Annotated in this window: 20 protein-coding genes and 1 pseudogene; 8 read left to right on the top strand and 13 right to left on the bottom strand. The window is 61.8% G+C overall.

Translation table 11 applies throughout. From position 1 onward, the window contains the following. The first annotated feature begins 190 nt into the window (after positions 1-190). Positions 191-406 carry a DUF2283 domain-containing protein gene (locus tag I6A82_RS04610; protein ID WP_198093926.1) on the top strand — a complete coding sequence of 72 codons (216 nt, stop codon included), beginning with the start codon at positions 191-193 and terminating at the stop codon, positions 404-406. Next, a pseudogene (locus tag I6A82_RS04605) lies at positions 405-591 on the top strand (elongation factor 4); the annotation flags it as partial. The gene I6A82_RS04610 and the pseudogene I6A82_RS04605, both read left to right, overlap by 2 nt. A 35-nt stretch (positions 592-626) precedes the next feature. Here the strand turns inward: I6A82_RS04605 and I6A82_RS04600 are convergent. From I6A82_RS04600 to prfB, 7 genes are all read right to left on the bottom strand, one after another. Continuing rightward, entirely contained in the window at positions 627-1,685 is a 1,059-nt protein-coding gene (locus I6A82_RS04600) for an RES family NAD+ phosphorylase (RefSeq protein ID WP_198093925.1), read from the bottom strand. Positions 1,686-1,711: 26 nt separating this feature from the next. After that, positions 1,712-2,572 carry a DUF2971 domain-containing protein gene (locus I6A82_RS04595; RefSeq protein WP_198093924.1) on the bottom strand — a complete coding sequence of 287 codons (861 nt, stop codon included), beginning with the start codon at positions 2,570-2,572 and terminating at the stop codon, positions 1,712-1,714. A 78-nt stretch (positions 2,573-2,650) separates the two neighbouring features. Next, positions 2,651-2,938: a NadS family protein gene (nadS, locus tag I6A82_RS04590; protein WP_198093923.1), complete on the bottom strand. Its 288-nt coding sequence runs from the start codon at positions 2,936-2,938 to the stop codon at positions 2,651-2,653. After that, positions 2,935-3,276: a type II toxin-antitoxin system RelE/ParE family toxin gene (locus I6A82_RS04585; RefSeq protein ID WP_198093922.1), complete on the bottom strand. Its 342-nt coding sequence runs from the start codon at positions 3,274-3,276 to the stop codon at positions 2,935-2,937. Before I6A82_RS04585 ends, nadS begins: the two co-directional genes overlap by 4 nt. A gap of 317 nt (positions 3,277-3,593) precedes the next feature. Further along, positions 3,594-3,749, bottom strand: a complete 156-nt coding sequence (locus I6A82_RS04580) for a hypothetical protein (protein WP_198093921.1) — start codon at positions 3,747-3,749, stop codon at positions 3,594-3,596. A gap of 87 nt (positions 3,750-3,836) precedes the next feature. Then, entirely contained in the window at positions 3,837-4,559 is a 723-nt protein-coding gene (locus I6A82_RS04575) for a methyltransferase domain-containing protein (RefSeq protein ID WP_198093920.1), read from the bottom strand. Then, entirely contained in the window at positions 4,559-5,686 is a 1,128-nt protein-coding gene (gene prfB / locus I6A82_RS04570) for a peptide chain release factor 2 (protein WP_198093919.1), read from the bottom strand. Before prfB ends, I6A82_RS04575 begins: the two co-directional genes overlap by 1 nt. Before the next feature lie 178 nt (positions 5,687-5,864). On the opposite strand from prfB, the gene gntA reads away from it, so the two are divergent. Continuing rightward, complete coding sequence (gene gntA / locus I6A82_RS04565; protein WP_198093918.1) at positions 5,865-6,542, top strand: guanitoxin biosynthesis heme-dependent pre-guanitoxin N-hydroxylase GntA; 678 nt, start codon at positions 5,865-5,867, stop codon at positions 6,540-6,542. Further along, on the top strand, positions 6,539-7,126 hold the full coding sequence (locus I6A82_RS04560; RefSeq protein ID WP_232343288.1) for a DUF1989 domain-containing protein: 588 nt from the start codon (positions 6,539-6,541) through the stop codon (positions 7,124-7,126). Before gntA ends, I6A82_RS04560 begins: the two co-directional genes overlap by 4 nt. 35 nt (positions 7,127-7,161) lie before the next feature. Here the strand turns inward: I6A82_RS04560 and I6A82_RS04555 are convergent, their stop codons facing one another. Further along, on the bottom strand, positions 7,162-7,404 hold the full coding sequence (locus I6A82_RS04555; RefSeq protein WP_198093917.1) for a hypothetical protein: 243 nt from the start codon (positions 7,402-7,404) through the stop codon (positions 7,162-7,164). 187 nt (positions 7,405-7,591) lie between these two features. On the opposite strand from I6A82_RS04555, the gene I6A82_RS04550 reads away from it, so the two are divergent. Continuing rightward, positions 7,592-9,169: an alkaline phosphatase gene (locus I6A82_RS04550; protein ID WP_198093916.1), complete on the top strand. Its 1,578-nt coding sequence runs from the start codon at positions 7,592-7,594 to the stop codon at positions 9,167-9,169. An 8-nt stretch (positions 9,170-9,177) separates the two neighbouring features. Here the strand turns inward: I6A82_RS04550 and I6A82_RS04545 are convergent, their stop codons facing one another. The 5 genes from I6A82_RS04545 to I6A82_RS04525 form a co-directional block, all read right to left on the bottom strand. Next, positions 9,178-9,906, bottom strand: a complete 729-nt coding sequence (locus tag I6A82_RS04545) for a ZIP family metal transporter (RefSeq protein ID WP_198093915.1) — start codon at positions 9,904-9,906, stop codon at positions 9,178-9,180. A gap of 108 nt (positions 9,907-10,014) precedes the next feature. Continuing rightward, positions 10,015-10,974, bottom strand: coding sequence for a formate/nitrite transporter family protein (locus I6A82_RS04540; RefSeq protein WP_198093914.1), 960 nt, complete (start codon positions 10,972-10,974; stop codon positions 10,015-10,017). Positions 10,975-11,121: 147 nt separating this feature from the next. Continuing rightward, positions 11,122-12,075, bottom strand: a complete 954-nt coding sequence (locus I6A82_RS04535) for a cation diffusion facilitator family transporter (protein ID WP_198093913.1) — start codon at positions 12,073-12,075, stop codon at positions 11,122-11,124. Between the two features lie 87 nt (positions 12,076-12,162). Continuing rightward, positions 12,163-14,646, bottom strand: coding sequence for a penicillin-binding protein 1A (locus tag I6A82_RS04530; RefSeq protein ID WP_187335182.1), 2,484 nt, complete (start codon positions 14,644-14,646; stop codon positions 12,163-12,165). Positions 14,647-14,767: 121 nt separating this feature from the next. Then, a complete protein-coding gene (locus tag I6A82_RS04525) occupies positions 14,768-15,970 on the bottom strand; it encodes an N-acetylmuramoyl-L-alanine amidase (protein ID WP_232343286.1) in 1,203 nt (400 codons plus the stop codon). A gap of 596 nt (positions 15,971-16,566) precedes the next feature. On the opposite strand from I6A82_RS04525, the gene I6A82_RS04520 reads away from it, so the two are divergent. From I6A82_RS04520 to I6A82_RS04510, 3 genes are all read left to right on the top strand, one after another. Continuing rightward, positions 16,567-19,323, top strand: a complete 2,757-nt coding sequence (locus tag I6A82_RS04520; protein ID WP_198093911.1) for an Rne/Rng family ribonuclease — start codon at positions 16,567-16,569, stop codon at positions 19,321-19,323. A gap of 100 nt (positions 19,324-19,423) precedes the next feature. Then, the gene (locus I6A82_RS04515) at positions 19,424-20,776 is read left to right on the top strand and encodes a M48 family metalloprotease (RefSeq protein WP_198095484.1); all 1,353 of its coding nucleotides are present in this window, start codon (positions 19,424-19,426) and stop codon (positions 20,774-20,776) included. Between the two features lie 43 nt (positions 20,777-20,819). After that, positions 20,820-21,632: a DsbA family protein gene (locus I6A82_RS04510; protein WP_232343285.1), complete on the top strand. Its 813-nt coding sequence runs from the start codon at positions 20,820-20,822 to the stop codon at positions 21,630-21,632. Positions 21,633-21,635 lie beyond the last annotated feature (3 nt).

Raw genomic sequence — 21,635 nt, 5'->3', positions numbered from 1 at the left:
GTACTTTGATCCGGTTAAGGCTTCGGGATAATTTCACACTCCTCGCCCGTTCGCGCTGAGCTTGTCGAAGCGCCGTGTTAACCTCGCGAGACGGAGAACGGCAGCGCATCCTGCGCGTGGTAAAGCTGGAAGATGGCGAAACCATCCACAACGCCTTTCTGGACCGGGGCTTTCGCGAGGACCAAAGCGCATGAAACTGCATTATTATCCGGAGACGGACAGCCTCTATATCGAACTGCGCGACATGGCCTCTGCCGAGAGCAGAGAGATCGCCGATGGGCTTAACGTAGATTTCGACGCGGAGGGCCATGTCGTCGGCCTGGATATCGACGGCGCATCGGGCAAGCTGGACTTGAGCCGCCTCGAAATGACCGATCTGCCACTGTCCTCGATCAAGGCTGCATGAGGCCGCGATCGGCGCCAAGGTGGTCGCCCGCGAGACGATCAGCGCCATGCGCAAGGACGTGACCGCCAAATGCTATGGCGGCGACATCAGCCGGGAGAAGAAGCTGTTGGAAAAGCAGAAAAAAGGGCAAAGCGAAGATGCGGGAGTATGGCAATGTGTCGATCCCGCAGGAGGCGTTTATTGCTCGAACGTACAGGCGTGATACGGAAACAAAGCCCTATCATACCGGCCCGATCACTATTCCGTATCGGGCCGTTGTTATTTCGAGCCGATTTATTCCGATTACTTTTACGAGTCCATCGCGAACCGGGTAGTCAAAGAGGGCGAAATTTCTTATAATTTTCGCTCGCTCGTATTCCTTGTCACCAAACCGTCTCAACGAGAGGCCGAAAGCAGTTTCGACAGGACTTCCACCCGTTCGAAGCAAACTATAAAAGGACGGATAGATAATTCCGTCAAAACCTGCCTGACGAGCCTCCCGCGCAATAGCTCTCGAAATAGCGTAAGAATGGCTTCCTGCAAGGAACACCATGTTCACAGCCAAGTCTAAGCTCTCGAACTCAGATACGTCTTCGTTAAGTATTGCGGCTAGATCCAGCATTCGAAGATCTCGGCTCGGCTGGAGTGTCGCGCAGTATAACTCATCACCAGCCGCAAATCGGGCTTCGTGAACGCAGATTTCTAGATCTTGAGAAGCGTAAAAGACTGAGGTATTGCGACTCTCTAAGCGGCCTTTGCCGCGAAGCGCTGCTGGAGGTGCATCGTACTCAAAAGAACTTCCCGGTTGCCTAGGGCTTTTACGAACGCGAAAGAATTGCTCTCTATCGGTTATGATCGCCTCCGGAAACTCCTCGATGATACGTTTAACTTGCTTCCGGCGCGTTTTCTTGTCTTGGAGCTCTTTTAAGGGCTCTATTTCGCCGATCATCCAAAGACGGGGGCCGTACTCGAAAAATCCTATATGAAGGATGTGCTCTATCAGCTGGGCATCCTCTTGTAGCCCTCCTCTGAACGTCACCGAGCCCCGTTGATGTGCGTTAAATTGAATGCGGGGAGCACCGCCATAATCAGTGTACACATGACTTCCGCGCACAAAGAATTGATATGCAAGCCTTTTTAAGCCGTCTTCTCCCAGAAGGTTTTTAGTATACTTACCGCAATTGGGACAAATCCCCTCTGCTGCGCGATCTTCCGGAAACATCAAACGTAAACCAGGGTCCTTAAAACAATTCTTGCATACTACAGGAGACTGAGCCTCATCACTCTCCGGTTCGCTCATATTCTGCCCGCCTTTTGATGTAGTTTTCACGTTCTGTAAGGTATGCGCGATTGCCAGGTCGGAATACTACGATCTAATTTCTCAATGGCTTCGAGAATCTTTTGCTTGTCCGCGAGGTCAATTGCCGAGCCCAATCCAACTGCCTTTATTGCAGATAGCTCGTTCGGCTTCTGTAGTGGTAATGCGATAAAACGTGCGTCCCCGAATGGCCCGTTGCGACTTTGAATATCGAGTGACGGAACATGCCCATTTCGTGAACTCCCGCCTACATCCTTAAAAAGGTGTTCCGACTCTATGTCTTCCAAAACCAATCGCGAAATACGAACTTCTTGCTCAGACGCAAATGCAGGGTGCTTGTATGAAAAAAGATCAACCGCCGCACGTCGCGCGTAATCGTAAAGAGTATCTATGTTAGTAGGATTTTCCTGATATTGTTCAATCAGAACGTCGATGCTAGCAAAAGTCAGAGATTGCATTACGGCTTTATCATAAACGACTTTCCTAATTGCAACACCTGCATCTTCAGACAAATACTCCGAGTCTATACTTATGACGCAACCGCGGGCATTATCCGCGTAGCTTCTCCACTGACTAAGGTCGTCTGGAATTAGGCTAAAGCTGCTAATTAGCATATTGGTTCGCTTTTGAAGATCGTCAAAAGCCAACGCAGCTATATACTCAACCGTTTTTGGAACTTCTCGATCGGTAAACTTCTTGAGCGCGTCAAAGTATAGTTCCTTGCCATACAGAAACTCTTGAGTGTCGTTAAGAGAGCTATATTCAGTCAGCCAGATAGAGTGGGATTCAATAATACCTAATGCACCTAAAACTGAGGTGTAGTGGAATACCTGTGGACTCTCTTCGTAATCGAAATAATTCGGCAGCATACTCAAGATTTCTTCGCGGAGGATTGATAACAGTCGATATTTGGCCGTCGCACTGAAAATACTGAGCGAAAGTCTCAATTACCGCAACATCTCGCCCACCAAGCTCGGGCGCTTGGCGATCATCGCCAACAGCACTTGCGCGGGGCCGGTCGGCTGGCGCCGGCCATGTTCCCAGTTGAGGAGCGTGCCTTTGGCAACGCCGATGCTGCGAGCGAATTCGGCTTGGGACAAACCGGTCTCGGCACGGATCGCGGCAACGTCCACGACCGGTACCTCCACATGGTGGACGCGCGCTTCCGCAGCGCTGCCCTCGGTATAATCGATCGCCTCGATCAGCCCTTGTTTGATGCTCTCGAACGCACTCATCCATCGTCTCCATAACGGGCCAGCAGGGCCTTGCTCAGTTCCACGAGCTCGGCCTGCTCCTTGCGACCGAGATTGTCCTTTTCGTTCTTGGCGAACACGGTGAGGAGGAAGATCGGCGTCCCTCGCCCGCCGAACACATAGACGATCCGATATCCGCCACTCTTGCCGCCACCGGGCCGCGCAAACCGCATCTTGCGCAGGCCGCCACCTAGCGAAATGCCGCTGTCTGGCTGCGCCGCGACGAAATTGACCAGCGCGATGCGCTCTGTGTCGTCCATGATCGCCTTGGCGCGTCGCAGAAATTCGGGAAGCTCCACGACAGTCTGCAAGGTGGTCATTTGGGAATGATATGCTTCACTGGCGCATAGGTCAATGGCGTATAGAGTAACGGCGTCTGGACGATATGATGCTGTCCTACAGCCCCGCCGCTATGCGATAAGGCGGGCATGGCTCATGTTGTTGCATTCGCTGGCGATTATACCGCCTCGCCTTCGTCCGGGCGCGGGGTTCGCGGGGTGAGTCTGTGGGCGGGAGCGCTTTGGGGGCGGCGGTTTTCGGCTCTGGACAGTGTGAAGCTGTGTGAAGCTGCCCTTTGCTTCGGGGCCGCTCGCCCCCGCGCCGGGGGTGCGGGCCGGGTGTCTCCGGCCGCGCGGGGTCAGTCGTTGCGGTCTGCGGGCATCACGGGCTCGTTGCGCTGCTTCTGCGGGTGGCTGCTGTCCGATCCGCGGCGTTCGTCCGGGCTCAGCTTGCCGTCCGGCTCGCGCGGGGGCGGGCTGTTGGAGGCATCGTCCTGCTTGGGGTGGTCGCTCATGGCATCGCTCCTTGGTTGGTGGGATGCCGGGTCAACGGGCGGGGGCGTGCTTGTATCCGGCGGGCCGTTCATCCCGCCGCGCGCAGCTCAGCCCGCGGCGGGCTCCGGCGCCGGGCATGGCTGGATCGCGCCCGGATCGGGCCGCTCCCCGCTGGGGCGGAAGCGGGCGATATAGGCGCCGATGTCCGGCCGCAGCTCGAACCCGGTGCGGGTGTAGCCCACGGCCTCCAGCTCGCAGGTCAGCAGCGCGGGCGGGGTGCCGTGGCGGTTGGTGGGCCGGTCCGCATCGACCACGATCACCTCGCCGTCCGGCTTCAGCGCGGGCCGCAGGCGCCACAGGAAGGCGTAGGGCTGCGCGATCTCATGGTACATGTGGACCATGAACACGCGGTCGAAACTGGCCTCCGGCAGGCGCGGATCGTCCGGCGCGCCCAGCTTGATGGAGACGTTGTCCAGCCGGTCGCGCGCCACGCGCTCGCCCAGCCGGGTCAGCACCGCCTGGTCGATGTCCTGCGCCAGAACGCGGCCCTTGCCGCCCACCCGCTCGCCCAGGCGCACGGTGTAGTAGCCCTCGCCCGCGCCGATGTCCGCCACCGTCATGCCGGGCCGCACGCCCGCCCAGTCCATCACCACCTGCGCCTCGTTCGCGGCCTCGCGCGCGGGCTCGTTGCTGAACTGGGTGGCGACGACACTTGCGACAGGCCGGTTCGCCTCCGGGAACGCCGCGTCGCCCGGCGCGCCGGCGCTGCCGTTCTGGCAGGCCGCGAGCGCGAGCAGCATCAGCAAGGGCGCGGGGCGGCGCGCCTCCATCAGTCGACGTCCTCGACCTCAACCGCCTCTCCGGTCACGCGCTGGGCGAGCGCGGCAGCCATGAAGGGATCGAGCGCGCCGTCCAGCACGTCGCCGGGCGCGGTGCTGGTGGTGCCGGTGCGCAGGTCCTTCACCATCTGGTATGGCTGCAGGACGTAGCTGCGGATCTGGCTGCCCCAGCCGATGTCGGACTTCGACGCATGCTCAGCCATGGCGCGCTCCTCGCGCTCGCGCAGTTCGGCCTCGTACAGGCGGGCCTTCAGCATGCCCATCGCCTCGGCGCGGTTCTTGTGCTGGCTGCGGTCGTTCTGGCTGGCGACGATGATGCCGCTGGGCACGTGGGTGATGCGCACGGCGCTGTCGGTGGTGTTGACGTGCTGCCCACCTGCGCCGGATGCGCGGTAGGTGTCGATCTTGAGGTCGCTCTCGTTGATCTCGATCGAGATGTCGTCGTCGATCACGGGGTAGACCCAGACGCTGGAGAAGCTGGTGTGGCGGCGCGCGGAGCTGTCATAGGGGCTGATGCGCACCAGGCGGTGCACGCCGCTCTCCGTCTTGGCATAGCCATAGGCGTTCTCGCCCTTGATCAGCAGCGTGGCGGACTTGATGCCTGCACTGTCGCCACCCTGATACTCGACCATCTCCACCTTGTAGCCGCGCCCCTCGGCCCAGCGCTGGTACATGCGCAGAAGCATCTCGGCCCAGTCGTTGCTCTCGGTGCCGCCGGCGCCGGCGTGGATCTCCAGATAGGTGTCGTTGCCGTCCGCTTCGCCGCCAAGCAACGCCTCCACCTTGTCGCGGTCCGCGCGTTCGGCGAGCGCGGCGAGCGAAGCCAGCGCCTCGTCCGCCATCTCGCTGTCGCCTTCGCTGTCGGCCATCTCGATCAGCTCGACCGTATCGGCCTTCTCCGCCTCGATGTCCTTGGCCGCGCCAATGTTCTTGTCTAGCCGCTGACGCTCGCGCATCACGCTTTCGGCTTGCTTGGGATCGTCCCACAAGGTCGGGTCCTCGACGCGGGCATTCAGCTCGTCCAGGCGGCGGAGCGCGCGCTCCCAATCGAGCGAGCGCCGGACGAGGGCGAGGGCGGCGTCGATACGGTCGACCAAGGCTTGCGCTTCTGCGCGCATGAAGAAACTCCGCTTTTGGATGTGTCTAGTGGAATTAGTCGATCGCGCGATGAAGTAAAGGTTAGGCCGATTGCGAGGAACGGCAGCATGGTGGCGGCGTTGGCCTGCTAAATCCCCCTTTCTTAACCGCTTGCGCGCCGATCGGCAGCGCGGGCGGCTCTCCCGAAAAGCGCAGCGATTGACCCACCCTACCCCGCCCGACGCCTTGCGAAACTTTATCTCGGACACGCGCTTCCCGTGCGTCGGCGCCAAATCGGCGCTCGGCAAGCGGCAACTGGAGATCGTGACCGCCCGCTCGATCGCATCGAGCTGGAACGATCTGGAGGTGCACCGGCGGCTGATGGCGTTCGCTGGCCATGATCAGGCCGAGCCGAAGCTTTTCCGCTCCTTCGCCGTAATTTACGGCGCGCCGCGGGTGATGAACGAGAAGACGTTCGAGCAGCATATGTGGGCGCGCATCCAATCGATGACGGACAAGGACGTCTGGCTCGGTCAGCGGCAGGACAAAGACATCAGCACCGATCCGGACAATCCGCATTTTTCGCTCAGTTTCGGCGGATCGGCCTTCTTCGTCGTCGGCCTGCACCCCGGCGCGAGCCGCAAGGCGCGGCGCTTCCGCTATCCTACGCTGATCTTCAACCTGCATGGTCAGTTCGAGCGGCTGCGCGAGACGGGCCGCTACGAAAAGCTGCGCGGTGCGATTCTGGCGCGCGACCGGTCGCTGCAAGGCTCGGAAAACCCGATGCTTGCGCGCCATGGCGAGACGTCCGAAGCGCGCCAATATAGCGGACGTGCGGTGCCCGCCGGCTGGTCCGCGCCCTACCGCCGCCCGGAACCGACAGGGGAATTTGCATGACCGAGATGACCCGTATTCCCCGCCGTAGCGGCACCGCCTTCGAACTGAAGCGTGGCCAGCGGCTGACCGTCTGCGATCCGGAGGGCGAGCAGGTGAGCGATATGGTCGCCTACAACAAGGCGGACCCGCGTGAGCTGATTTCGAACGGGCGGACCTTCGACTATCAGGACACGATTTACCTGACGACGGACCACAAGCTCTATTCGAACCGCAGCAACATCATGCTGCATATCGAACGAGACGATGTCGGGCGGCACGACTTCTTGCTGACGCCCTGTTCGAAGGATACCTTTCGTATTCTATACGGCGATGATGATCCGCATCGCGGCTGTTTCGGCAATCTGGCCGCGGCGCTGGAGCCGTTCGGTATCGGCGCAGATGCCATTCCTTGTGCGTTCAACATCTTCATGAACGTGCCCGTGAACGGAGAAACAGGCCGCTTCAGCGTGGAACCGCCGCTGTCCAAAGCCGGCGATTGCATCAGCTTTCGCGCCGAAATGGATCTGATAATCGGCCTTACGGCGTGCAGCGCGCCGACCAGCAATAACGGGACGATGACGCCAATCGATTACCGGATCGATTAATCAATGCTAGCGCCGCCGTCCTTGCCGATGGCGTCTCAGCGGTTTTCGGCGCTTGCCCCTTCCCCACCGGGTTCACCACCGGTCTGCATCCGGCCCATGGTCCAGTTATTCTGCATGCGCACCTTCGGGTTCGGTGCGCACCAGATTTCACCGGTGCTGTCGATTGCCGTGACCCAGATGATGTTGTGCTCCGGCCCGTAATCGATGACCGCGAGGGCCAAGCCCTTCCCGCGATCGATCACCGTAACAGGCAGCGGCGGATTGAGCTGGGTGAACATCGGATCGGTCTCCTGCCGGCGAGATAGCCGGGCTGTGTCGATCAACGCGCGATGGCCGGGATTAGCCTGCCTGATAAATGTTCGCCGGGCTCTATCCCCGCTGATCGCGGCGACGCGCGTGCCGTCTTGCAGCTGTAACGGGCCTGTGGGAAAGCGCCGGCAATCCCGTCTTTCGGAGTCATGATCGATGCGCGCTGCCCTTACCCTTCTTCCGCTTCTCTTTGCAGGCTGCGCCGCCAACGCCCAGATGGGCGGCAGCACGGCAGCGCCGCCGCCGACCGATGCAAGCCTTCCGCAGGCGGAGAGCGTGCTGTCCGGCGAAGTGCCGCAGGAACCCGCCGCCGCACGCGCCAAGACCGCCGCGCAATATCGCGCAGAGGCTGCAGCCTATATCCAGCGGCAGGTTGCAAGGCAGCGGATCGAGGGGCCTGCCAAGAACCTGATCATCTTCATCGGTGACGGCATGGGTGTGGGCACCATTACCGCCGGCCGCATCTTCGAGGGCGAACAGCGCGGCGAGGATGGCGAAAGCCATGTCGCGGCACTAGACACCCTGCCCTATAGCGCCATCGTCAAGACCTACTCCACCGACTTTCAGGTGCCCGACAGTGCGGCCACCGCCACGGCAATTTTCAGCGGCACGAAGACGCGCAGCGGCACGCTCGGCATGGCACCATCCGTCGTGACCGATGATTGCGCCGCCTCGCTCGGCGCGCCTGTCGAGAGCCTGTTCGAGCAGGCCGCCGATGCAGGCCGCGCGACGGGGATCATCTCGACCGCACGGATTACCCACGCAACGCCGGGCGCCACCTATGCGCATGTCGCCAATCGCGACTGGGAGAACGACGCCGTGCTGCCGGACGAGGCGAAGGCGGCGGGCTGTAAAGACATCGCGCAGCAACTGGTCGACTGGAACCATGGCGGCGGCTTCGATGTCATGATGGGCGGCGGGCGCGCGAACTTTCTGAAGGTGGGTCAGGCCGATCCCGAATATCCCGGCAAGACCGGCGCGCGGAAGGACGGGCAGGACCTTGCCGCCGCCTGGATGGCCAAAACGCAAGGCCATTACATCTGGAACGGCGCGCAATTCGCGGCGCTCCCTGCGGACGGCAAGCCCGTGCTGGCGCTGTTCGAGCCCAGCCATATGCAGTTCGAGGCAGACCGCGTCGAGGATCCGGGCAAGGAGCCGTCCATTGCGCAGATGACCGCGGCGGCGATCGAGCGGCTGAAGGGCAATCCCAACGGCTTCGTGCTGCTGGTGGAGGGCGGGCGTATCGACCATGCGCACCACGCCGGCAACGCCTACCGTGCGCTCAGCGATTTCGCGGCGATGGATGAGGCGGTGGCGACCGCGCTGGAGCTGACCGATCCGAAGGATACGATGGTTCTCGTCACGGCGGACCACAGCCATGTCTTCACGATGGCGGGCTATCCGGTGCGCGGAAACCCGATCCTGGGCACCGTCAACGCCGGCGAGGACGGTGCGCCGGGAACCAAGGACGGAAAAGCCTACACCACGCTGGGCTATGCGAACGGGCCGGGCGCAGTGACCACGGCCGAGCGGCCCGATCCCGCCGCCGTGAACACCACCGAAAAAGACTATCTTCAGCAGTCGCTCGTCCCAACGAGCGCGGAGACTCATTCTGGCGAGGATGTGGCGCTGAAAGCGAGCGGGCCAGATGCCTATCTGGTCAGCGGTACGATCGAGCAGAACGCGATCTACGCGCTCATGGCGCACGCGCTGGGACTGCCGCTGGAGAAATAAGGTTCGGCTCAGCCGTGGGCCAGAAGCGCGACCGCGGCCATCAGGGCGAAGCCGAGCGCGGTAGGCCATCCGGTCGACTCCGCGTGGCGCTCGCCCGAAAAGTGCCAGTGGACGGTGCCGAAATGCAGGAAGGTGCCCCCGCCCAGCGCCAGGATCGTGGGGATGACGAGCGGCCATTCCTGATCGAGCGTCAGCGCCTCCGCCCCGGCAATCGCACCGATCGGTAGGGCCAGGACGAAGATGGCCTGAAGCACCACGGCGCTTCGCCGCTCAAGATCGCTGTCGGTCAGCAATTTCGCCAAGGCAAAGGACGCCGCGCCTTTGTGCGCGATCAGCGTGACGAACAGGATGAGCATGGCGGAGCGGCCAGCCATCGCGCCGAGCGATGCTCCGGCGAGCAAGCTGTGGGCAGTCAGCACGCCCACCACCAGCAGCGGCGGCACACCTGCCCCTCGATTTCCCCCGTGCCCTTCGAGCCAGGCGAGCAGGATCATCACGCTGCCAGCGATCAGGAAGGGCGCTGCAAAACCATTCCCTGCCTGCACGAAACCTTGCACCGCATCGGGCAGCATATGGAGCAAACCAACGCCCAGGAATATTCCTGCGGAAAGCTGGCCTGCGCGCTTGCCTTCCGCCCAGCGCCAGCCGGCCGACGGACGGAAGGCGGACAGCGCCGCAACGATCGCCACGATGACAAGAACTGCGCTCAGAAGAAGTAGGAGCAGCTCGCGGCTCATCCCATCCACCAGCTGCGATGTAATACTATATCATACTGCATCGGACGCTAATGGCGATGGGGCAGCTTCCTTTCAAGCGCTGCCTCCGAATTTAGCTCGGCATTCCCATCAATCGTGGACTTTTCCGTTGCCGAACAGCCAGGCCCGCACGCCCAGCTTGTCGCCATAGCGTTCCAGCATCTTGCCGTCCTTGTGCTCAGCAAATTGCGCATAGTTCAGCACCGCGACGAACACGATGCCGCCGATCGTATTGCCCAGAAGGACGGGCGCCACGAAGTTGGGCCACAGCGCCCAGAAGCTCACCTCAGGATCGGAAAACGCCGCGTAGAACGCCTCGATCGAGGAGGTGATGACGTGGAAGAACGATCCCACACCGATGAAATACATCAACACATAGATCACCATCGCCCGGCCGATCGAATCGCGCACCGCATGGACCAGCCAGACCATCGCGGCCACGATCGAGCCTGCGATGATGCCGCGGTAGAAGATTTCCAGCCACGGCGTCTCGACCGCGTGATGGCTCATCTCCATGGCTTTCAGCGTTCGCTCGGGCGTCAGCACGTTGGAATAGGCAATTGCCGCAGCGACCAGAATCGCGCCCACCATGTTTCCAACGAAGACCACCACCCACAACCGCAGCAGATTGGCAAGACTGGCGAGCCGCGTCAGCACCAGCACCACCGGCGTCAGCGTATTCTCGGTAAACAGCTGATAGCGGCCGAGTACAATGATAAGAAAGCCGATGGGATACAGGATGTTACCGACGATCCCCGGCTCCATCTCGCCCGCACTTTCGGTAAAGATGACGCGAGCCAGAAAGGTGAGGCCGAGCGCTCCGCCCGCGCCCAGCGCGCTCCAGAACAGATAGAGGTTGCTCGCTTCCAGTTCGTGATCGGCGGTGGAGAGCACACGCTTGAAGATTTCGGTGAAGGCGAAGTAATCCGATACCGCCGCGCCCTCTTCCGGCGCGTGAGAGACCTGCCCTTCCTCGCCCCCCTTCTCTTCCATCGTCATGTCTTCGGGCGCGCGTTTTTCATGGCGGGAAGTCGAGAGGCCGTCATTCATACAGGGTCATCCTGAAAAGCCCGTCGCTTTCGGATTGCCTAGGCAAACGGGGCGTGACTTTCGGAAACACCGCGACGCCGGATCGGTTCCGTAACGACCTGCATAAGGATCGCCGCGGGTCAGGACATGCCCTTCACGGCGATGGCGTTAGCCCTCTTCGCCGCCCTTCGGTTTGATGGCGGCGTTTTCCGCCTTTTCGGGCCGGATATAAATCGAGGTGAGTTCGGGCATTTCCTCCCGCAGGGCATCTTCCAGTTCCTCGATCAGCTGTTCGCCGTCGCCCATGGTAACCTCGTCGTCGAAATCCGCGCTGATCGCGACAAACACCTGTTTAGGCGCGGTGTGAATGGTGCGCACATGGTTCACCTCGCTGACCCAATCCTGCCGGCCGACCATGGCGCGGATATTCTCAATCATCTCCGGATCGGCCCGTTCGCCGATCAGCAAACCCTTGGCTTCGCGCGCCAGAAGCACCGCCACGATGCCCAGGATCAAACCGATCACGATGGAGGCTGCACCGTCGAGCTTCGGCATGTTGAAATAATGGCTCGCCCACACACCGAGTGCGGCGACCGCCAAGCCGCTCAGCGCTGCGGAATCTTCGAACAGAACGATGAATACCGACGGGTCTTTGGACTGCTTGATCGCCGCCCACCAACCCTGATCGCCCTTAGCCTGGGAGAATTCGCGCACGGCGATTGACCAGCTGGTTCCTTCCATCAGGAAGGCGACACCCAGCACGATGTAATTGACCGTCGGGTCCGTGAGCGTTTCAGGGTTGGTCCAGTGACTATAGCCTTCATAAATCGAAAGCCCCGCGCCGACGGAGAAAATCAGAATAGCAACAACAAAGGCCCAGAAATAAAGCTCACGGCCATAGCCAAAGGGATGCTCATGGTCCGGCGGCGCATCGGAGCGGTGTTCGCCGTAAAGCAGCAATACCTCGTTCACGCTGTCGACGATCGAATGGAAGCCCTCGGACAGCATCGACGAAGAGCCGGTGATGCTGGCGGCAACGAACTTGGCGATGGCGATACCGATATTGGCCGCCAGCGCGCCGAACAGGACGATGTTTTCCTTGATCTTGGAGCCGAGCGACATGAGCCCTCAATGCTCAGGCACAGTCATCGGCTCCCCGGCACGGGAATTTCCCACCGGGCGCGCGCCGACGCCCAGTAGCTGCACGCCTTAGTAAATGCCGCCCTCGGCCGCCATGAAGTCATTATCACGCTGCGTGCCACTGACACCCTGGACAGGTGCGGCGCGAGTCTTCGATCCGGAGGCCTGCCGGCGCTTCTGGCGCTCGGTTCGCTGGGCGATTTCTTCGGTACGGATAGTGCGCTTGGGCTCCGTCTCCGGCTTGAACGCCTCCCAGATCACCGCATCCATCGGCCCGCCTTCGGGCCATGCGCCATAGACGCGGCGGCCCGAGCGGCGATCGATCCGCACCATGCGCACGCCATCCGGCGCCGTGAAGGGCCGCGCGGGCATATCTTCGAACGCCTTCTGTGCGAACTGCTTGAAGATCGGCGCGGCAAGCCGCCCGCCCTGCGCATAGCCGCCAAGGCTACGCGGCTGATCGAAACCCATATAGACGCCTGCGACAAGGTCCGGCGATCCGCCGATGAACCAGACATTGGTGGGGCCTGTCGTGGTGCCGGTCTTGCCAAACAGCGGGCGGTTCAGATCGCGCAGCACGGTAGCAGTGCCGCGCTGGACTACGCCTTCGAGCATATGGACCACTTGATAGGCGGTAACCGGATCCATCAGCTGTTTGCCGTCCGGAGTGAAGCGCGGCATCGGCTGACCGTTCCAGTCATCGGCGTTGCAGCCCTTGCACGCTTTCCAGTTCTTCGGCCAGATCACCTTGCCGCTGCGATCCTGCGCGAAGTCGATCACGGTAGGATCCAGCTTGCGGCCGTGGTTCACGAGCATCGAAAAGGCGTTCACCATCTTCTCAACCGTGGTGTCGCCTGCGCCCAGGGCAAAAGAAAGATAGGGCTTATAATCGCCGATCCCCATTGTCTTGATGGTCTTCACCACATTGGGCATGCCGGTATCGTTGGCCGCGCGAACCGTCATCAGGTTGCGCGATTGCTCCAGGCCCCAGCGCATGGTGTGCGCGCCCGATCCGCCCGCATTGCCGAAGTTGCGGAAGCATTTCTGGCCCAGCGCCGCGCCCTGATAGACGCAGAACGTGCCATCGACGATCATGGTCGCCGGTGTCATCCCCTGATCGATGGCAGAGGCGTAAACGAACGGTTTGATGGTGGAACCGGGCTGGCGCATCGCCTGCGTCGCACGGTTGAAGCTCGACAGGCGATTGTCGAAGCCGCCCTGCATGGCAAAGATACGGCCCGATGTGGGTTCCTCTACCACCATGCCGCCGCCCACTTCGGGAATCTTGCGCACGGCCCAGCTGCTTCCGTTCGGCGCGGCGGCAGTCAGCATGCCCGGTTCCATCGCTGCGGGCACCCCGGTTAGCGTCGCCCGGCTGCCGTCGCTGAAACCGATCTCATCACTGCCAAGATAGACGCCGATGCGCCAATCCTTGTAATCTGTGCTCTTGCCGGACGATGAGAGCTGCGAGGCCCAGTTGCCCTCGGCAAGATCGATCGTGCCGATATTGTTCTTCCACGGCTTGCCCGCGTCGTAACGCTGCAGTCCATCGCGCAGCGCCTCGGTTGTCCACTCCTGATATTGCGGATTGAACGAACTGCGCACCCACAGGCCACCGGCATAGACGCTGTAGGGGCCATTCTCGGCGGTTTCGCCGAACCGGTCGATCAGGCGGCGGCGCACTTCCTCCACGAAATAACCGCCTTCGGATGCGAACTGGTTACCCTGCCGCGCAATGGTGCCCAGCGGCATGGCAACGGCTTGGGCGTACTGCGCGTCCGTGATCCAGCCATTGCTGCGCATCTCGCCCAGCGCCCAATTGCGCCGCTCGATCGCGCGCTGTTCGTTATTTTCAGGCCGATAGTTGCTCGGCCCTTTGGGCAGGATGGCAAGATAGGCGATCTCGTTCAGCGCCAGCTGGTCCACATCCTTGCCGAAATAGGCCTGCGCTGCCGCCTGCACGCCATAGGCGTTCCGCCCAAGGTAAATCTCGTTAAGGTACAGCTCCAGAATCTGCTGCTTGGTAAGGACATCTTCCATCCGGAAGGCGAGGATCGCCTCCTTCAGCTTGCGGGTATAGCTGTATTCGTTGGTCAGCAGGATGTTCTTGGCGACCTGCTGCGTGATAGTGGAAGCACCGCGCGCGCGGCCAGACGAGGTGACATTATCCAGCATCGCCGACGCGATGCCCGGATAATCGAGCCCGCCATGTTCGAAAAAAGTGCGGTCTTCCGCCGCCAGATAGGCGCGCACGAGGAGCGGCGGGAAATCGGCATATTGCAGCTGCACCCGCCTTTCGCGGGCGTAGCTGTGGAACGGCTCCCCGTTCACATCGCGGACGATGGTGGGCAGCGGCGGCTCATATTCCAGCAGCGCATTGGCGTCAGGCAGCCCACGCGCAAAGAAGAACCACAGCGCGACGAGGCCCAAAATGCCGAGCAGGCCGAGATAGATCAGGTAACGCAGCCAGCGGTTCTGCCAGATCCTGGACAGCATGCCGCCCGCGTCACGGCGCAGGCGATAGGCGAAATTGGGTGTGTCGGCCTCTTCCATCAGGCGGTTCGTCTACCAGCTTTCCCCATATGTGCTAGCCCTGTGCGGCAAATTGCAGGCCGCGGCGTCTTGCGCGCACTTCTGGGGAAATCAGCAACCCGGACCGTCCGCCCCCAGCGGCTCAGCGCATGGCGAGCTTCTTGGCGAAATGCACCTGAACCGCCGATGAAATTCCGCTAGCCACTTTCCTCTGGCCCTCGGCGGAGGCGAGGAAAGCGACATCGTCCGCATTGGTAAGATAGCCGGTTTCGAACAGCACGGAGGGCGTGTCCGGCGCTTTCAGCACGACGAAGCTGGCAAAGCGGTGCGCATGCTGCTTCACTTTCATATTCTGCTTGGCCTCACGCGCCAGCAACTGAGCAAAATCGCTCGACACGTTCATGGTCTCGCGCTGCGTCAAGTCGATCAGGATCGAAGAAAGATCGTCACCGGCAACGCCCAGATTGATCCCGTTGATGATATCCGCCTTGTTCTCGCGCGCTGCCAGCTTCTGTGCCTCCCGATCGGACGCCACTTCGGACAGGGTATAAACGGTGGCTCCCGTGGCCTCCTCGTTCTCCGCGCTGTCCGCGTGGATCGATATGAACAGGTCCGCCCCAAGTTTGCGGGCAATGGCATAGCGATTCTGCAGCACGATGAAGCTGTCGTCGTCCCGCGTCAGCGCCACGCGTGCCTGACCGCTTTTGACCAGCTCGTCGCGCACCCGCTTTGCGATGGCCAGCGTAACGTCTTTTTCGCGCTGGCCGCCAAAGGGGCTGATCGCGCCCGGATCATGGCCGCCATGCCCCGCATCGATCACCACCAGCGGCAGGCGCGGATCGTCGCGGCCGTAGATCTTCGGCAGGTTGCCGCTGGAACGCGGACGGGCCAGTTTCATCGAGACACTGTAGCCGCGGTGCTCAGGCGCCCGGCGCGCCATGGCGGGCGCCAGAATGGATTGCCGACCAAGGCCGAGCAGCCGCGCAAACTCCGCCGCGTTCGCCTTGGCCAGTTCGATGGTCAGGCTGCGCCCATCCGCCGCGAAACGCAGGTCCGACACGGTCACCGGCCGGTCGAGATCCAGCACGATACGCGCGGTGTCGGCATCGAATTGTCCGCCGCGCAGGTGACCGAAAGCAAGGTCGCGGGCCCCGAGATCGTCCGCACTGGCGCCCTCAATGTCGATCGCGAGCCGGTCAGGCCCCTCCAGCCCGAAGATGGAGGCGCTTTCCACCTGATCGTCAAACTGGACGACCAGCGAGCCTTCTTCGGCGCGGATGTCGGTTACCCGGCTTGCATGAGCGGGCCAGACGGCAAACAGCAGCGAGAGGAACAGCGCGGCCATAGCCCCCCTATGACGGCTTTGCCGCCGTAGCGTCCACAATTTTCTCCGATGCACCCTGCTGACCCCGCTGGCTTGACTGCCTCTGTCCCACGCGACGGGAACGGGATAAGGGACAAGGTGCTTCGGCGGAGTTGGCGAACGCGGTTAGCGATCAGGCTTAATCGTAAAGGTTAATGGATTCGCACAGCTTATTCCAACGCCTCACAAGCGCTTAACGGTCGCTCTCGCATCCAAATAAGTTGCGATATCCACAAGGCGATGCTAGCCATCGTCGCGACCCGGTCTCCTGGACATTTTCCCGGCCACCGGCATCAAGCGGCACTTTTTCCGCCGCGACCAATCAGGTTGACGCTGCATGAGGCATCAAATTCGGACATACGCCGCCTCCCAAGGGACGCGCGGCGCATGGCAGGCGGGCTATGCCCCCCGATCGGATTTCGCCTGCGCCACGCGCGCAGGAAATGCCGCTGCGGCAGAAGCATTTCTTACACAAACGCGCCGGACGACGGAGCCTCTGCCCCGCCCCTCCGGCCTCAAGCCTATCGGCAGAGCCGCGCCCGTTGCAGACCGCGCCCGCCCTGCCCGGAGAACATTACATGACGACGCGTATGCTGATCGACGCGCGCCACCGGGAAGAGACCCGTGTCGCCGTCGTCAAAGGAAACCGGATCGAGGAATTTGATTTCGAATCCGCAGAGCACGAACAGCTCAAGGGAAATATCTATCTAGCCAAGGTCACCCGGGTCGAACCGTCGCTGCAAGCGGCGTTTATCGACTATGGCGGCAATCGCCACGGCTTCCTGGCCTTTTCCGAGATCCACCCCGATTACTACCAGATCCCGAAGGAGGATCGTGACCGCCTTCTCGCCGAGGAGGCCGAGGCCGCCGAGGAAGAAGCCGCAGCGCGCGAGGCCGAGGATCTGGACGCCGAAGCCGACGAGCATTCGGGCGACGATGAAAACGGCCTGGATGAGCCGGAGCTGGTTGAGGTCGACAAGGACACTTCGGTCGACACGATCGACGTCGATGAAGGGGAATTGCCCGATCTCGATGGCGAAGATGCTTCTGACGATGGCGACGACGACCATGGCGATAAAGGCAATGGTCGCGGGCGCGGCAGGGGTCGTGGGCGCGGCCGCAAGGGCGGTGGTCGTTCGTCAGCTGCCAAGGCTAGCGACGCCGCGCGTGCAAAGCGCCAGGAACTACGCCGTCGCTACAAAATCCAGGATGTCATCCATCGCCGTCAGGTGCTGCTTGTCCAGGTCGTAAAGGAGGAACGCGGCAACAAGGGTGCGGCCCTTACCACTTATCTGTCGCTTGCCGGGCGTTACTGCGTCCTGATGCCCAACACCTCCCACGGTGGCGGCATCAGCCGCAAAATCTCGTCCGCTTCGGACCGCAAGCGTCTGAAGTCTATCGTCGATGAGCTAAACCTGCCGCGCAGCATGGGCTGCATCGTGCGCACCGCGGGTCTTTCGCGCACCAAGCCGGAGATCAAGCGAGACTTCGATTATCTCGCCCGCCTGTGGGACGAAATCCGCGAGCGTACGCTGAGGGGCTCCGCGCCCGCGCTCATCCATTCCGACAGCGCACTCATCAAGCGTGCGATCCGCGACATCTACAGCCGTGAGATCGACGAAGTGATGGTCGAGGGCGAGGATGGCTACAAGTCGGCCAAGTCCTTCATGAAACTGCTGATGCCGAGCCATGCGCGCAAGGTGAAGCAATATGCCGATCCGGTGCCGCTGTTCCAGCGCCACGGCGTGGAAGACCAGCTGTCCGCGATGTACAATCCGGTCGTGCAGCTGAAATCGGGCGGCTATATCGTCATCAACCCGACCGAGGCGTTGGTGTCGATCGACATCAACTCCGGGCGCTCCACCAAGGAGCACGGGATCGAGCAGACCGCGCTGTCCACCAACATGGAAGCGGCGAAGGAAATCGCACGCCAGCTGCGCCTGCGCGACATGGCCGGTCTCGTCGTGATCGACTTCATCGACATGGAGAAGCATAGCAACAGCCGGAAAGTGGAGCGGTGCCTTAAGGAATCGCTCAAGAACGACCGTGCCCGCATCCAGGTCGGCCGGATTTCCAGCTTCGGCCTGATGGAAATGAGCCGCCAGCGCCTGCGCACCGGCGTGCTAGAGGCTTCGACCCGCGAATGTCCGCATTGCGAAGGAACCGGGCTGGTGCGTACCGCATCGTCCGCCGGCCTCACCGCGCTGCGCCACATCGAAGAAGAAGCCGCCAAGGGCAAGGGCCGCGAAATCACGCTGCGTGCCAGCCAGGAAGCCACGATCTACGTGCTCAACGCCAAGCGCGCCGAGCTCGCCGAGATCGAGGAGCGCTATGGCGTCTCGATCGAGATCCTGCCCAACAGCGAGGCTGAAGGCGCGAAGATGACCGTCAGCAGCTCGGGCGGCAAACCCGAAAAGCAGGTCGCCTTCGAACCGATTATCGACGAGGAAGACATCGCCGAAGACGTGATCGACGAGCGTGATGACGACGAGGAGGAGGCCGAAGAGCGTCCCCGCCGTCAACAGCGCAATCGCGATCGCGAGGAGCGGTCCGAGGAGGACGAGGACGGCAAGCCCAAGCGCAAGCGGCGCCGTCGTGGACGCCGTGGCGGCCGCGGTCGCAAGCGCGAGGACGAAAATGGCGAGCAGGGTGCTGAAGGCCAGGCCGACGACGGTTCCTCCGCGAAGGATGAGCCCGAAGCCGCTGCCTCTGAAAACGCCGCCGAAGCCGCTGGCGCAGAAGAGGAGGCCAAGCCCAAGGCCCGCCGTGGACGCCGTCGCAAGGCTGCCGAGCAGGGCGATGACAGTAGCGACGCTAGCGAGGCCAAGGACGATAAGTCCGACGAGGCGGTTGCGCAGGATGTGAAGTCCGACGACGAGGCGCCCAAGAAGCGCACACGTCGCCGCTCCACCAAGGCCAAAGCGACCGAGGAAGCCAAGAGCGAAGGCGGTGCGTCCGAAAAGGACGGGAGCTCCGAAAAGTCGGATGCTACCAAAGATGGGAAGTCCGAGGAAAAGCCGAAGCCCAAGCGTCGCTCGCGCGCCAAAAAGGCGGATAGCGAGAAGACGGACGACGCGCCTGCCGAGGAAGCCGAAGCTGCGAAGCCGAAGCGTCGCTCGCGTGCCAAAAAGGCCGAAGCTACCGATGCGCCCGAACCGGCCATCGAAGCCGTCGAGCATAAGGAAAAGGCCCCGGCCGAAGCCGACGACGCTGGCAGCGAAAAGCCGAATGCCGAAACTGGAGTTGAGGCCACTGACGCGCCCTCATCCGAGACGGAGAGCAAAGCGGATGACGGCCCGCCACGGCGCGGCTGGTGGCAGCGAACCTTCGGCTGATCGGTTGACCTATAAGAAGCGCGCGGCGATGATCCGGTTCATGACCGGTTCGCCGCGCGCTTCATTTGGCATTCAGGGCCTGACCGCCAGGACTTCCGTCATGGCTCGCATCGCGCTCGCGTTACTCCTGTCCCTGGTTATCGCGATCCGCCCCGCGGCGGCGCAAAGCGTGCTGCGCGACGCCGAAACCGAGGCGTTTTTCAGGGAAATCAGCGAACCGATTATTCGCGGAGCAGGCCTGAAGCCCGCCAATGTCGAGATTCTGCTGGTCGGCGACCAATCCATCAATGCGTTCACCGCGGGCGGACAGACGGTGTATATCAACGCCGGCCTGATTGCCGAAGCCGATACCGCGAATGAAGTTCAAGGCGTCATCGCGCATGAGCTGGGTCACGTCGTCGGCGGCCATGCGATGCGCATCGGCGACGGTGCCAGCACCGCAACCGGCATCTCCATCGGCTCACTCCTGCTCGGCGCGCTAGCCACGCTTGCCGGAGCGGGCGATGCAGGAATGGGCATCATGATGGCCGGACAGCGGGCGGCAATGGGCAAGTTTCTCGCTTATACCCGCGTTCAGGAAACCGTCGCCGACTCGAGCGGCGCGGAATATCTGTCCAAAGCCGGTATCAGCGGGCGCGGATCGATCGACTTTTTCAAAAAGCTGCAGAGCTACGAATTCCGTATCGGCGTGCCGCAGGATGACGATTCCGAATTCGTTCGCAGCCACCCGCTGTCTGGCAATCGTATCCAGTTTCTGAAGGATATTTACGAAAAGGACCCGGCCTGGGAAACGCCGCTCAATCCGAAATGGGAGCGCGATTTCCAGCGCGTGAAGGCCAAGCTCGAAGGCTATATGGCACGGCCCGAGGAGACCCAGCGCGACTATCCGGAAAGCGATCAGAGCGTTCCCGCCCATTATGCGCGTGCTTACGCCTGGCATAAAGCCGCCTATCCCCAAAAGGCCGAAACCGAAGCACGGCAGCTGATCGCGAGCGATCCGGACGATCCTTATTTTCACGAGCTTTACGGCCAGATCCTGCTCGAATCGGGCAAACCGGCAGAAGCCCTCGGCCCGCTGCGCAAGGCGGTGGCGGGATCGGACAACAATCCGCTGATTGCCGCGCTGCTCGGTCATGCGCTGGTAGCGACCGAGGATCGAAAGAACCTCGCCGAAGCGGAGGATGTCCTGAAATCCGCCGTGGTACGGGACAATCGCAATCCCTTCGCCTGGTACCAGCTGGGCGTGGTGTACGAACAGCGCGGTGACGAAGCGCGGGCTGCTCTCGCCAGCGCGGAGCGTGATCTAATGACCGGCTCACCCGATCTGGCGCTGCGCCATTCGGACCGGGCGATGAATGGTCTTCCGGATTACACGCCGGACTGGCTTCGCGCGCAGGACATCCGCCTGATCGCCGAGGCCCAGTTGGAAGACGACAAGAAGCGTCGCCGCTGAGCCGCGCTGGACAGCCCGTCCGCGCCTGATAGGATATGTCCGCATGATCAACAGTGCCAAGCCCGCAACGCGTAATCCTCTGCTCTACGTCATGCTGGGCGGCTGCCTTCTGGCCTTGGCAGCGGCGCTTTATCTGACATTTTCCGCCGATGCGCGGTCAGCTTCTGCCAGCGACAGCTCCGATCCAGTGGCTGCGGCGGACAGCGCCGTGCGAACCGCCAATATCAGCCAGAACGAGCGCCGGGCGATGGAAGCCATCGTGCGCGAATACATCCTGACCCATCCGGAAATCATTCCAGAGGCGGTCGATGTGCTGCAGAAGCGCGATACGCAGGGACGCCTCGCCGGGAGCCGCTCAGCCATTGAAACCCCCTTCCCCGGCGCTGTCGCCGGCAATCCGAACGGCAACCAGGTGCTCGTCGAATTCTTCGATTATGCCTGCGGTTTCTGCCGGGCCAGCCTGCCGGACCTCAACCGAATTATCGCAGAGAATAACGACGTGAAGGTTGTCTTCCGGGAGTTTCCGATCCTCGGAGAAGGCAGCCAGAAAGCGGCGCGCATGGCGCTGGCAGCTGCCGAACAGGGCAAATATCGCGCGTTCCACGACGCGATGTTCGCCGCCGGCAAGCCAACGGATCAGAACATCGCCGCAGCGGCGCAGGCAGCCGCACTTGATATGGCGCGGGCGCAAAAGGTCGCGGGATCAGACGCGGTGACGCAGGAACTGCAGAAGAACTTCCAGCTCGCCCAGAGCGTCGGGTTCAACGGTACGCCGACCTGGGTGACCGGCGATCACGTGCTGGAAGGCGCTGTGGGCTATGATGCGCTGAATGAGGCAATCACCAACCCCTCCTGATGC

This window comes from Novosphingopyxis sp. YJ-S2-01, assembly GCF_016093175.1.
In the GTDB taxonomy this organism is placed as follows: Bacteria; Pseudomonadota; Alphaproteobacteria; order Sphingomonadales; family Sphingomonadaceae; genus Novosphingopyxis; species Novosphingopyxis iocasae.
The sequence above is the reverse complement of the archived record's forward strand: the minus strand, read 5'-3'. Positions and strand labels throughout refer to the sequence as shown.

Excerpts from the sequence above, each read along its gene's own strand:
- I6A82_RS04610 (WP_198093926.1), top strand. The coding sequence starts at position 191 with ATGAAACTGCATTATTATCCGGAGACGGACAGCCTCTATATCGAACTG.
- I6A82_RS04600 (WP_198093925.1), bottom strand. The coding sequence starts at position 1,685 with ATGAGCGAACCGGAGAGTGATGAGGCTCAGTCTCCTGTAGTATGCAAG.
- I6A82_RS04595 (WP_198093924.1), bottom strand. The coding sequence starts at position 2,572 with ATGCTGCCGAATTATTTCGATTACGAAGAGAGTCCACAGGTATTCCAC.
- nadS (WP_198093923.1), bottom strand. The coding sequence starts at position 2,938 with ATGAGTGCGTTCGAGAGCATCAAACAAGGGCTGATCGAGGCGATCGAT.
- I6A82_RS04585 (WP_198093922.1), bottom strand. The coding sequence starts at position 3,276 with ATGACCACCTTGCAGACTGTCGTGGAGCTTCCCGAATTTCTGCGACGC.
- I6A82_RS04580 (WP_198093921.1), bottom strand. The coding sequence starts at position 3,749 with ATGAGCGACCACCCCAAGCAGGACGATGCCTCCAACAGCCCGCCCCCG.
- I6A82_RS04575 (WP_198093920.1), bottom strand. The coding sequence starts at position 4,559 with ATGGAGGCGCGCCGCCCCGCGCCCTTGCTGATGCTGCTCGCGCTCGCG.
- prfB (WP_198093919.1), bottom strand. The coding sequence starts at position 5,686 with ATGCGCGCAGAAGCGCAAGCCTTGGTCGACCGTATCGACGCCGCCCTC.
- I6A82_RS04560 (WP_232343288.1), top strand. The coding sequence starts at position 6,539 with ATGACCGAGATGACCCGTATTCCCCGCCGTAGCGGCACCGCCTTCGAA.
- I6A82_RS04555 (WP_198093917.1), bottom strand. The coding sequence starts at position 7,404 with ATGTTCACCCAGCTCAATCCGCCGCTGCCTGTTACGGTGATCGATCGC.
- I6A82_RS04550 (WP_198093916.1), top strand. The coding sequence starts at position 7,592 with ATGCGCGCTGCCCTTACCCTTCTTCCGCTTCTCTTTGCAGGCTGCGCC.
- I6A82_RS04545 (WP_198093915.1), bottom strand. The coding sequence starts at position 9,906 with ATGAGCCGCGAGCTGCTCCTACTTCTTCTGAGCGCAGTTCTTGTCATC.
- I6A82_RS04540 (WP_198093914.1), bottom strand. The coding sequence starts at position 10,974 with ATGAATGACGGCCTCTCGACTTCCCGCCATGAAAAACGCGCGCCCGAA.
- I6A82_RS04535 (WP_198093913.1), bottom strand. The coding sequence starts at position 12,075 with ATGTCGCTCGGCTCCAAGATCAAGGAAAACATCGTCCTGTTCGGCGCG.
- I6A82_RS04530 (WP_187335182.1), bottom strand. The coding sequence starts at position 14,646 with ATGGAAGAGGCCGACACACCCAATTTCGCCTATCGCCTGCGCCGTGAC.
- I6A82_RS04525 (WP_232343286.1), bottom strand. The coding sequence starts at position 15,970 with ATGGCCGCGCTGTTCCTCTCGCTGCTGTTTGCCGTCTGGCCCGCTCAT.
- I6A82_RS04520 (WP_198093911.1), top strand. The coding sequence starts at position 16,567 with ATGACGACGCGTATGCTGATCGACGCGCGCCACCGGGAAGAGACCCGT.
- I6A82_RS04515 (WP_198095484.1), top strand. The coding sequence starts at position 19,424 with ATGGCTCGCATCGCGCTCGCGTTACTCCTGTCCCTGGTTATCGCGATC.
- I6A82_RS04510 (WP_232343285.1), top strand. The coding sequence starts at position 20,820 with ATGATCAACAGTGCCAAGCCCGCAACGCGTAATCCTCTGCTCTACGTC.